The sequence below is a fragment of the Chryseobacterium sp. PTM-20240506 genome (assembly GCF_048296755.1).
Classification (GTDB): Bacteria; Bacteroidota; Bacteroidia; order Flavobacteriales; family Weeksellaceae; genus Chryseobacterium; species Chryseobacterium proteolyticum.
In genome coordinates this window covers 927,001-938,985 of the sequence record NZ_CP182581.1, presented here as the reverse complement: position 1 = coordinate 938,985, position 11,985 = coordinate 927,001, and the positions used below count along the sequence as shown (strand labels likewise).

General features: G+C 39.3%; 8 protein-coding genes. 1 reads left to right on the top strand and 7 read right to left on the bottom strand.

Annotation, left to right across the window (positions count from 1 at the left end):
- Nucleotides 1-52 precede the first annotated feature (52 nt).
- From ACNFU2_RS04020 to ACNFU2_RS04000, 5 genes are all read right to left on the bottom strand, one after another.
- The gene (locus tag ACNFU2_RS04020) at nt 53-745 is read right to left on the bottom strand and encodes an MgtC/SapB family protein (RefSeq protein ID WP_418123835.1); all 693 of its coding nucleotides are present in this window, start codon (nt 743-745) and stop codon (nt 53-55) included.
- A 272-nt stretch (nt 746-1,017) separates the two neighbouring features.
- A complete protein-coding gene (locus ACNFU2_RS04015) occupies nt 1,018-1,677 on the bottom strand; it encodes a phosphatase PAP2 family protein (RefSeq protein ID WP_418123833.1) in 660 nt (219 codons plus the stop codon).
- Nucleotides 1,678-1,909: 232 nt separating this feature from the next.
- Complete coding sequence (locus ACNFU2_RS04010; RefSeq protein ID WP_418123832.1) at nt 1,910-3,373, bottom strand: RagB/SusD family nutrient uptake outer membrane protein; 1,464 nt, start codon at nt 3,371-3,373, stop codon at nt 1,910-1,912.
- A 6-nt stretch (nt 3,374-3,379) separates the two neighbouring features.
- The gene (locus ACNFU2_RS04005; protein ID WP_418123830.1) at nt 3,380-4,612 is read right to left on the bottom strand and encodes a TonB-dependent receptor domain-containing protein; all 1,233 of its coding nucleotides are present in this window, start codon (nt 4,610-4,612) and stop codon (nt 3,380-3,382) included.
- A complete protein-coding gene (locus ACNFU2_RS04000; RefSeq protein ID WP_418123828.1) occupies nt 4,573-6,336 on the bottom strand; it encodes a TonB-dependent receptor plug domain-containing protein in 1,764 nt (587 codons plus the stop codon). Before ACNFU2_RS04000 ends, ACNFU2_RS04005 begins: the two co-directional genes overlap by 40 nt.
- A 563-nt stretch (nt 6,337-6,899) precedes the next feature.
- Here ACNFU2_RS04000 and ACNFU2_RS03995 point away from each other — a divergent pair.
- A complete protein-coding gene (locus tag ACNFU2_RS03995; protein WP_418123826.1) occupies nt 6,900-7,718 on the top strand; it encodes a hypothetical protein in 819 nt (272 codons plus the stop codon).
- Nucleotides 7,719-7,722: 4 nt separating this feature from the next.
- Here the strand turns inward: ACNFU2_RS03995 and ACNFU2_RS03990 are convergent, their stop codons facing one another.
- Complete coding sequence (locus ACNFU2_RS03990; RefSeq protein ID WP_418123824.1) at nt 7,723-10,776, bottom strand: DNA polymerase III subunit alpha; 3,054 nt, start codon at nt 10,774-10,776, stop codon at nt 7,723-7,725.
- A gap of 4 nt (nt 10,777-10,780) precedes the next feature.
- Nucleotides 10,781-11,944, bottom strand: a complete 1,164-nt coding sequence (dinB, locus tag ACNFU2_RS03985) for a DNA polymerase IV (RefSeq protein ID WP_418123822.1) — start codon at nt 11,942-11,944, stop codon at nt 10,781-10,783.
- Between the last annotated feature and the right edge of the window lie 41 nt (nt 11,945-11,985).

Here is an 11,985-nt window from a genome sequence, read left to right as displayed (position 1 = left end):
TCATTTTGCTGTATAATTCTTAAAGTTGAAAAAGAATTTAAAGAAAGATTTATTAGATATGAGAATTAATCTCAGTTATCCCTTCAATCGTTTTAAACTCATCTAATGCTGAAAGTATTTGAGATGGAGGGGAATTGTAATCAAAGGTAACCTTTAGTTCATCGGATGAGCTGTCCTTACTGCTGTGTATGAATATTTCACTTGTAACCAACTCATATTTAGTGAATATACTTTCAATCTGAGCAAGGCTGATCAGTCCGGAATTATAGAACAAGGTCATGGTTTTACCTTTTGTACTTTTAAAAAGCTTTCTTTCAAATGGTTTTAAAAGAGCCAGAATAACAAGGATGATCACCGTGGCAATGAAGGCTGGAAAATACAAGCCACCCCCAACGGCTAATCCGATACCTGCAACAGCCCACAATCCAGCCGCTGTAGTAAGTCCGATTATAATTTGTGGTCTGAGAAAAAGAATGGTACCGGCTCCCAAAAAGCCTATTCCACTGATGACCTGAGCAGCAATCCTTGAAGGGTCGAGCACAATAGAAGGTTTTCCCATAATATCATTAAAGCCAAAGGCAGAAACAATCATAATTAAAGAAGAACCTACACAAACCAACATATGGGTTCTTAAACCTACCACCCCTTCTTTCCTTTGTCTGTCCCAACCGACAAGACCACCGAATACAGCAGCAACAAGCAGGCGGATGGCTATTTCCTGATTAGCTAAGTTATAATTAAGCATAATGTTAAGAATTAAAGTGTAACGAATATTCAGAGTGTTTTGCTATTGGACTGAGTTTCAATAAGCAGAAATAAAACAACTCATACGGATATGGTCGCAAAAAAGATACCATTTTGAAGTATTGTTACATCGCGAAAAAGCGAAAAGCCGGAATCGAATAAAGCTGGAAGGTAAAATTGCAGATTTATTGAATTGTAAATTTTGTTTTTTGAGAAGCCGGTTTTATGCAATTTTGCCTTTTCGCCATTATATCACTTTACTATTCAGCAACTTTATGGTGCAGTTCTTATATTTTTCACATAGACGGATCCCAAAGCAAAGAGACAGAGAATCCCTACAATAAATCCGCCTAAAACATCTGTAAACCAATGTGCTCCCAGATAAATACGGGAAAAAGCTCCTGCAAATATCATCAGCAGACATGCGGCAACAAGGAATATACGCACGGTATATTTTATGGTCTTCATATGAAGGAAAATTAGAATCAGCGCTCCGAAAAAAGTGGTATAAAATAAAACGTGTCCGCTTGGAAAACTCTGGTATTGGGTTTTTTCTAAAAGAACGACCAGATCCTGGGAAGGACGCGGTCTATTGATGATTATTTTAAGGATTAAGCCTACAAGTCCTGATAACAATGTGGATACAATAAATACGGCTTCTTTTCTATACCGTAATAAAACCAGTACAAGGGCAGTAAGGAAAACCATAACCACTGATACCGGGGTTCTTCCCAACCAGCTGATACCTATCATTAATGCGTCAAGATTCCTGGTTTGATTCTCCTGTATTTCTCTGGAAATATGGAGGTCCAGATATTCGGGAGAAATAAAAGTAACAAAAAGGCTCAACAGAATAAACAGCACCACTAAACTCATGAGTATTGCTTTAAATAGAAGTTTTTTATTGGCCTCCAGATAAATTAGGAATTTCATATTTTAAAAATTAATCAGGATAAAATAAGTACACCAATTTCAAATTAATTTTGAATTGACCAGAGATCAATTAATTTCATTATGGTAATACTGAGCATCTATCATAACAAAATGTGTGCTAATGCGAGGCTATAATTTGAATTGCCATAGAAGTAGTATACAAAAAAGCCGGAGTGAAAATACTCCGGCTACAAATTGCTAATAATTTGTTGATATGAATGAATGTGTGTTGCTAGTCGTTTTGTTTGATCTGTGGATTGTTATTGATCTCTTTATTAGGAATCTGGAACCTGAATTTATCGGGTGAAAGATTGAATCTGCCAAACGTATGGTTGGTTCCCGGATATATTCTTTCCAGAGGAACATTCAGTCTTTTCATGTCAAACCAGTCATAACCTTCACCCCATAATTCTATCCTTTTTTGCAGGATAATTTCATTGATCAGCTCATTTCCGGTTTTGGTAGATAACGTGTAGGCACTGTTTCTTTTCGAAGTGATTTCATACAATACCTGTCTGGCTTCTGCTTCCCTTCCCTGTCTGGCCAGGGCTTCAGCCTGTATGTAATATAATGATGAAGCCCTGATATAAATATAATCCCCTTCAAAAAAAGTAGGGTCTTTAAATTTCCAGCTCACATATGCAGGATAATTTCTTGTTTCTCCATTAAAAGTATAGGAATTGCTTTGTGCTCCGTTGAATACTTTTTTGCGATAATCCGTTTCTGGAATAGCTTCATACAACCTTTTGTCGATAAGCTTATAGATACCGGCAGCACCGGCATATCCTTTATTGGTATTATCAAACATAGAGAAGAAAGAAGCATAGTAATTTCCAATACTCATTGTGGAGGTCGTATTGTGGAAGCCCCACAATACTTCCGGATTATTGATATTGGAAAACCCGGTTGTCGTATACTCATTTTCGGTCATCAGTGCTATTCCCTGCTTGCTTTCTTCAGCATATTTTGCTGCTTTTATGTAATCTCCTGTCTGTAAATAAACTTCTGAGGCTATAGCTTTTGCCGTTCTTTGGTCTATCTGGGCTCTGGATGGGCGGGCATAGCTATCCAGAAGTATAATAGATTCTTCAATATCACTGGCAATCTGTTTATATACATCCGATATGATTGCTCTGGGAAGTCCCTGGCTTGGATTGCTGCTTGTTAAGACCAAAGGAACTCCCGGCTCCGATTGATGACCTTTGTAATCGTTGGCGTAAAACCGCACCAGATAAAAATAGGAGTAAGCTCTGAGGGCGAGAAGTTGTCCTTTAATGGCTTTATTATTATCGTTACCATTTTTCTGCAGACCATCCAGAAGTTTGTTGATGATAAAGATTCTCGCATAAAATGTAGTCCATACAAATTCGGATGCAGAATTATTGGCATTCGTTGCATCATAATTGTAAAACATTCCCAAATGCTGATTTTTAGCCTGGATAACGTCATTAGACATCAAGTCTGATCCTGCTTTTATCGCCATAATTCCAAAATCAGAATGTAAGGTCGTTCCTCCGGCTCCGTTGCTGCGGAGATCAAGGTATATTCCACCCAGTATTTTTTCAGGTGATGACTGATCATTATTCAACTGTTCACCGGAGATATCTCCATCCGGATCTGTATTCAGATCATTGGCACAGCTTGTCATCATAACGCTTATTGACAGGGCTGCTATAAAGTATTGTATTGTTTTCATATTTTCTTAAAATGTTAATTTAAAACCTAGGGAAATACTGGATAATAAAGAGTAACGGTATGGATCGGATACGCCGGTTAATGAAGCTCTCGGATCATAACTTTTTCTTTTAGACCATAGGTAAAGGTTGTTTCCTGTAACGTAAATTTTCAGCCCCGATAAACCTGCCTGCTGCGGAAATCCGTCCGGAAGCTGATAGGATAATATAACATCCTGAAGACTGATATAATCCGATTTTATAAGATAAAGCGTGGAATTTCCATTCTGATTCGTAGAGGTAAGATCTACCCTTGGAAGCTCTGCACCCGGATTTTCCGGTGTCCATGTTTTGCTTAGATCTGTAGAATAATTAGAAGCATAGCTATCAGAATGGAATAAAGACCTGTAAATATCATCATAGCCGTATCCACCGAACTGATAAGAGAAATTGACAGCCAGGTTAAATCCTTTATAAGTAAAATCAGTTCCGAAACCACCATATACTTTTGGAATGGCGGATTTACCCGTATTGTAATCTGTTGCATCCTTATAATTCCGGGTAACAGTTGTTTCCTCTTTCTGGGTATTAGGGTTTAATGCTGTACGGTACCATAAAGCATCTCCGTTAGAAGGGTCTACACCTGCAAATTTTTTAAGATAGTAAGTATACCTGTCGCCTCCTTCCGTAAGGATAAAAAGTCCGGAAACAAGACCTGTATTTCTTTGTTCGGCCGGTAATCTGGTGATTTTATTTTTGTAATGGGTGGCATTCGCATATACATTCCATTGGAATTGATCGGAGTGCAGGATTTCAGCGCTTAGATTTGCCTGGACTCCCCTGTTGATCATGTCACCGATATTGCCGTACTTTATGTAGGATCCGGCATTGGAAGGCGGTAATGGAAGCGTATAGATCATATCGGATACTTTTCTTTCGAAATAATCTGCATTCAGGCTGATCCTGTTTTGTAGCAGGGATATTTCAAAACCTGCATTCAGGTTTTTGGAAGTTTCCCATTTTAAGTCCTTATTTCCCTGCTTTTTAAGGGAAAGAACAGGCTTATCATTTCCAAAGTTATTGATGCCATAGATGTCCTGGTATGCATAATAATCCCTTGTTCCGTCATTAAGTAATATGTTATCATTACCTTGTTGACCGTATGAAGCTTTTAACCTTAAGGAGCTGATTACTTTATTATCTTTAAGGAAATCTTCTTTGGCTACATTCCATGCAGTTCCCAGACCATAAAGGTACCCCATCTGCTATCCGGCGAAAATACAGACGATCCGTCTCTTCGGATATTGGCATTGAAAAAATACTTATTATCATAGTTATAAAGTAATCTGGAAAAGTAGCCTTCTACAGCATATTCATAGCCATTCCCCGATAAATCTGTTATTTTTACAGCATTGTCAAAAGATAACGAGTTGGGTAATAACAGTTGTTGTTTTGATCCGGAAAACCCTTCATTTTTTATTTTATTGAGTTCATGCCCAATAAGGATATTGAAATTATGTTTGTCCAGTTTTTTCTGATAAGTAAGGAGCTGCTGATGGTTTAATGTATGCTTGAATGTGGAGCCCATATTGATGGTTCCCCCGACGGATGATGAAGTTCCTCCGACGGTATTGCCATATCTGAGGTCTTTAAGATTTTCCAGATATGCTCCAAAGTTATAGGTGAAATCCAATCCTTTGACAATTTCGTAATTGAGGCCCAGATTAATGTTGGTGAGATTGCTTGTTGTCCGGAATTTATCCTGCTGAAGATTGGCTACCGGGTTTTCATAGACAGCATAAGACCTTCCTGCTCCGTTTGGACCACTGGAATCCCCGTAATCATAGAGTGGATTTCCATTATTGTCATAAATGATCTGGTAATTATCATTCCTAAGGAAAACAGGATAAAAAGGAGCAATATTTCTTGCAAACTGGAACGGATTGGAAAATCCTCCCGATTCACCAAAATCCTGCTGGCTGTAAGTATAAGACAGGCTGCTGATCAGTTTTAACTTTGAGGTGATAGTATAATCCAGATTGGATCGTATTCCGAATCTTTCAAAACCGGAAGAAATAAGATATCCCTTATCATCTAAATAATTCAGGGAGGTATAGGATTTTACCTGGTCATTATTGGCGCTGATCCCTACATTGGCTTCTCTTCTTAATCCGGGTTTAAAAAGAAGTTTTTTCCAGTTGTCCTGGTAGATAAGTTGGGCACTTTTGTTAAAGGTACCATCCTGCCCTATCATTTGACTGAAAGGGACGTTGTAGGCATTGTATCTCAAGCTGGTCAGAGCAGTTATTCCAACTTCATGAGGGTTAGTACCGGAAGGAACCGCTCCGGGTTGTGTTAATCTGGCAATTTCACCGATCCTTGCCCGGTTATAATAAGCGGTGTAGTAATCCTGTGGTGAAGTATACACTGAATAATCTTCAACAGATCTGAAATTAACCCCTGTTCTGATATCTGCTTCTATATGAAGTCCTTTGGATTTACCCCTTTTGGTGTTCACAATGATCACACCATTGGCTCCCCTGGAACCATATAATGCGTTGGAAGAAGCATCTTCAAGAAACGAGATGCTTTCAATATCAGATCCCGGAATGCTGTTAAGGTTTCCGTTATAAGGAATGCCGTCCAATACGATTAATGGATCACTTGAAGCATTGATCGAACCTATTCCCCTCATTCTGATGACAGGCTGTGAACCCGGCTGACCTGAGGATACTACCTGTACTCCTGCTACTTTACCCCCGATTCCCTGTAAAATATTTCCGTTTTGGAGATTAGCAATATCTTTTGTCTTTAAAGACTGTACGGACCCTGTTATTTCTTCTTTTTTCTGTTTTCCAAAGGCTACCACCACGACTTCTTTTATAGACTGCTCTTTGGTGGAAAGGCTGTCCCTATTTTGTGCAAAGCCAAATTCTGCAATTAAGATCATGGCCAGTGCACCAATTTTACATTGGTTTTTCTTCATTATATATTAATTTAAGTAGGTTAAAAAATGAGATGGATGCTTACTGTTTTTTTCCGGTAAGAAATAATAATCCTCCTCCCTCCTTTTCCGGGACGGCTATAATAGAGTCGTTAAATTGTACGGGAATTGCTTCTGTTTAAAACCTGTAATTATTGGGTTTTAATTTCTACAGTAAAGGTGGCTTATGACTTCATCATCATGTAGCACATCATAAAATCAAAACACATGTATTGTGACATAAGATCGTGTTGTGAAAGACAGTTGCCTGTACTCCATTCGTCTTGAATGGATACCGTTGCTGTCATCGTGCATAAATAAGGATGAGATGAAGTTTTATTCATGAGAATAAAGTTTATTTTTTTAACTGTGTCAAAAGTATTTAATTCTTCACAAATCTTAACCAAGGAGGGACATGAGATAAATCATATTAGTCTATTAATTTAGTAGACTAATTAAAATTATAACATGGATTCCAGAATTCTTCCAGATTTTGTCCCGATTTTCGACACTTTAAAAGTCATTTAAATAATACGTGGAGTTAAAAAGCCTTTAAATTTGTGATAATGAAGAATGTTTTATCGGAACGACCGTTGAGATTAAAAAAAATTGCCGGAGCCTTATTGCTGTTCGGAAGTCTCTTTTTACAAGCCCAGATCAGCCCGCCGGGTTTAGGGGAAGCCAATACAGCATTCTGGGGTGCATTTGGTGTTCGCCGCAGACTGGATTCATTGGGGAAAAAGCAAACTTTAAGTTATGTTGCGATAGGCCGTAAAAGTGAGCCGGACCGGAATAATTTGTTTTCCAGGCAGGCGATCCTGGTATTGAATCATGAGGTGTATCATTCGTTTGCCCCGCACCAGCAGTACAGTTATGCATTCAGTTATCGTCGTCAGCCTCAATATGATGAGGTCTCCCCTTATGAAAAAGAAGGTATAGAGCAGGAATTCAGGATCTATGGGAGGTATGCATATACTTTTAATCTCGGAGAAAGATGGAAGCTTAAAAATACCGTGCGACAGGAATTCAGAAAGTTTTTTGATCCTGACTTCCATAATGTGGAAGAAGATTTTCAGTTAAGGACCCGTCTTAAAAGCCAGATCACCTATAGTCTGCCATCAGAGAATAGCCAGAAATTGATGCTTAGCGTAGAAGGATTATTTTCTGTGAGCCATCTTAATGAGCCGGATAAAGAATGGACTCCTTTTGGATACCGGGAAATGCGTATTGCTGCTTATTATATGTTTGATATTCCCAATTCTCCTTTTACGGTAGATATCGGTTATATGGATGACCTGATCAGAGACAGCCACAGCATACATAAGGGTGGTGTCCATTATCTTGCCGCTGACCTGATCTGGAATCTGCCTTATAAAAAGAAATAAATATTTATTTCAGCTTGTTTCTGGGGAGTCCGATTTCGTGGGCTTGGGGATAAGGAAGCCTGTTTGTCATACTTACGTCCTCTCTGATCTGTTTATGAATATCGTATTGCATTTCTTTGTCATATGCATATCTTGGATCAGGAATGAATGGCATTTTGGCCATTTTGGTAACCGTAATGGTCGGAAAATGAAAATCAACTTCCACAGTTCCTAGAAGAAGATAGCATCCCCCACCCTGAAATGCATACTTTTCAAGACTGTCCGGAAAATGGGCAGTATCAAAGTAATCGCCATTCACATCGATCCAGGTTCCGAAATACATCGTTCCTTTTTTGGTAGGGACATGTTTTCTGGAGATGAGGTAGGCCAGCATTTTTACCTGTTTTTTATGGTACTGTAGCAGGTCTTTCACAAAAACGGAACCTCTGTAACCGGTCTTCAGCAAGTCAAAAGGACTGCATGATATGGTAAACCCCAGAATTTCAATTTCATCGAAAGCATCTTCAAAAGTCTCCCTTTTCAGCCGGGGAAGCTTGTATTCCTTAACAGGTTCTTCGATCAGCATCAATCCTCTGTTTTCCGGTTTGAAATTAACCAGGAGCATCCTTACTTCCACCAGTAGTTCGTTTTTCTGTTTTCCGGTAAACCGGAAAGCTCCGATGAAAATAAGTATTTGTGCGGTTTCAAGTCCGACAGGGACTCTTCGGATAAAATCCTCCAGGGATTTATAATTCCCGTTTCTGGCTCTTTCCTCAACGATAAAATGGGCAATCCTGGTTTCAAGCCCCTGTAAATGCATTAACCCGAGATAAATTTCTTTTCCGTGCAGGGTGGTTTGAAAATCACTGGTGTTCACGCAAGGGTTGCAGACAATTCCACCCGACATTTTGGTTTCATGAATGTACACCTCGGTGCGGTAAAATCCACCCATGTTATTGATCACGGAAACCATAAACTCCAGCGGATAGTATACTTTCAGATATAAACTCTGATAACTTTCTACCGCATAGGAAGCAGAATGAGCCTTACAGAATGAATACCCGGCAAAAGACTCGATCTGGCGATAGGCTTCAGCAGTAAGCTGTAACGAATGTCCTTTTTCTTCACAGGATTTGAAAAAATTAGCTTTTACTTCCCGAAGCTTTTCAATAGAGCGACCTTTCCCGCTCATCGCTCTCCGGAGAATATCTCCATCTGCTAATGATAATCCTCCAAAATACTGGGAAATTTTGATCACATCTTCCTGATACACCATGATTCCATAAGTTTCTTTCAGATGTTCTTCAAATACGGAATGAAAATATTCAAACTGGTCGGGATGGTTATGCCGGAAGATGTATTCGCGCATCATTCCGCTTTGGGCAACACCGGGTCTGATAATGGAAGAAGCCGCCACTAAAATTTTATAGTTATCGCATTTCAACCTTCTCAAGAGCCCCCGCATGGCAGGACTTTCAATATAAAAACAACCTATTGTTCTGCCTTGTGCCAGATATTCATTACACACTTCTTCATCTTTGGAAATTGAGGTATCCCGAATATCTATATCAATATTCCTTGTTTTTTTGATCAGCTTAACGGTATCGTTAATGGTTCCTAAACCTCTTTGGGAAAGGATATCAAATTTTTCAAAACCGATATCTTCAGCAACATTCATATCGAACTGGACAATGGGAAATCCTTTAGGAGGCATTTCAAGGGCTGTAAAATGGGTAATAGGCTCTTCCGAAATCAGAATTCCGCAAGCATGCATACTCCTTTGATTAGGAAATTTTTCTAATAATTTACCATATTTATGAACATGCTCTATAACCAGGTTCTTATCATGCAGTTCCATCCGTTGGCTGGTCAGCTCGTCCAGTTCTTCTTTTGGCAGGCCAAAAACCTTGCCTACTTCACGCAATATCGATTTGTACTTAAATTCAACATTAGTTCCGCAAAATGCGACATGTTTTTTTCCATAGCGATCAAAAATATATTGCAGAATAGCATCCCTTTCCTGCCAGCTCCAGTCAATATCAAAGTCTGGAGGGGTCTTCCTATTCAGATTGAGGAAGCGTTCAAAATACAGATCCAGTTCCAGCGGACAAATATCCGTAATTTCCAGGCAGAAACTTACGATACTGTTGGCTCCACTTCCCCGTCCTACATGCATAAATCCCATTCTGTTGCTGTATCTTATAATATCCCAGACGATCAGGAAGTAGGAGCTGAAATTGAGTTCATCAATTACTTTAAGCTCCATTTCAACCCTTGCTCTGGCAATTTCATGATCTAAGCCATAGCGTTTTTTTAATCCTAAATAGGCCAGTCTGGTCAGCATTTTAAGGTCTCCTTCTTTGGACCGGGTGTAATGTAATTTATTTTTAACTCTCTTATAGTCAAACTCAAAATGACAGGAATTGAGAATATGCTGTGTATTTTTAATAATTTCTGGATACTGATAAAAAGCATCACGGATACTTTGTTCCCGTTTGAAATATTCCGTTTTATGGCAGGTGTCATCTTCAGTCAGTTTACTGAGGAGTGTATTGTTATCTATGGCCCGAAGAATACAGTGCAGGTTATAATCCTTTCTGGTGGCGAATGTTATCGGATGCAGTACCACCATTTTATGGATGAGGTTCTGATATTCAGTACGGATAAGAAGTGTCAATTCTTCCTCCCGGATCCCTATAAACTCATTTTCTCTAAGTGTTTCAGGAATATTTTCTTTAGGATAGATCACAAATACATTGGCAAATTGCGGAGCGGCTTCCGTGAGGTCTTTTCCATTGCAGTTATAATCCGTAATCATTTGGTTGATCTCTCCAATCCCGCTGAATTCCTGTGCAATAGCGATATAAAGAAGCCTACCCTCTTTCCTTATTTCAACTCCGGCGATGGGTTTTATACCACATTGGTCACATAACGTTTTAAATTCGTAGATTCCGGTAATGGTATTGATATCGGTTAAAACCAATTCCCGGACTCCTGATTCCTGAGCTTGTTTTACCAGCTCTTTGATGGATAGTGTGCCATAACGAAGGCTGTGGAAAGAATGACAATTGAGAAACATAGCGTTAGAATAATCTGTTTTTATTTTCTAAATCAAATCCGGAAGCTCTGCCGACAGCCTGGGCTCCAAAACGATTTTTGATATAATCCATCGACTGATAAAGATTCATCAGCTCTTCAGTATCTTCGAAAAGATCCATCTGATGGTTTCCATGAACCAGTCCTGTGAAGCGTAATCCTACCAGACGAAGGCGCATTCTTCTGGTGTAGGCTTTTTGGAATAATTCCAGGGCAACCCGTGAAAGGGTGTGATCTGCAGAAGTATAAGATACTTTACATTGTTTGGTCTCCGTATCAAAATTGGAATACCGGATCTTAATCGTTACCGTTGAAGTCAACCATCTTTCTTTCCGGAGCTGATAGGCCAGCTGCTCAGCCATTCCCGATATCAGCCCTTTTAAAGAAACCATATCCATGGTATCATTCGAAAAAGTTCTTTCCGTTGAGATTGATTTCCTTTCCGAATAAGGAATGACCGGATTCTCATCAATTCCATTGGCTTTTTTCCAGAGTTCAATCCCGTTTTTTCCGATCATCTGTTGTAATACCAGAACAGGCATTTCAGATAATGTATGAATGGTGCGGATTCCTATTCTTGAAAGGAGCTGAAAAGTAGCATTTCCTACCATCGGAATCTTCCTTATTGATAAAGGGTTAAGAAATCCCTGCATATTCTGCGGCTTTATTTCGAGCTTTCCATGGGGTTTAGATTCCCCACTTCCGATTTTTGAGACGGTTTTGTTGTTGGATAATGCAAAGCTGATGGGAAGCCCCGTTTCTTTTGTGACGGCAGCAGCAATTTCTGTAGTCCACTGATAGCATCCGAAAAACTGATCCATTCCGGACAGGTCGAGATAAAATTCATCAATACTCGCCTTTTCCATTACCGGAACCTTACTTTGAATGACCTCTGTTACCAGATGGGATAAGTTGGAATACATTTCATGATCTCCACGGATCACTTTAGCATCAGGGCAGAGCTTAAGTGCCATTCTTATCGGCATGGCAGAGCGTACTCCAAACTTTCTTGCTTCATAGGAACACGAGGCTACTACCCCACGGTCCCCACCTCCTATGATCAGAGGGATTCCGTTAAGTTCTGAGTTATTAAGACGCTCACAGGATACAAAAAATGTATCCAGGTCCATATGTACAATCGATCGTTCCACGAAACAAAATTAGCTATGATTTGTATCAAAATTATTATATT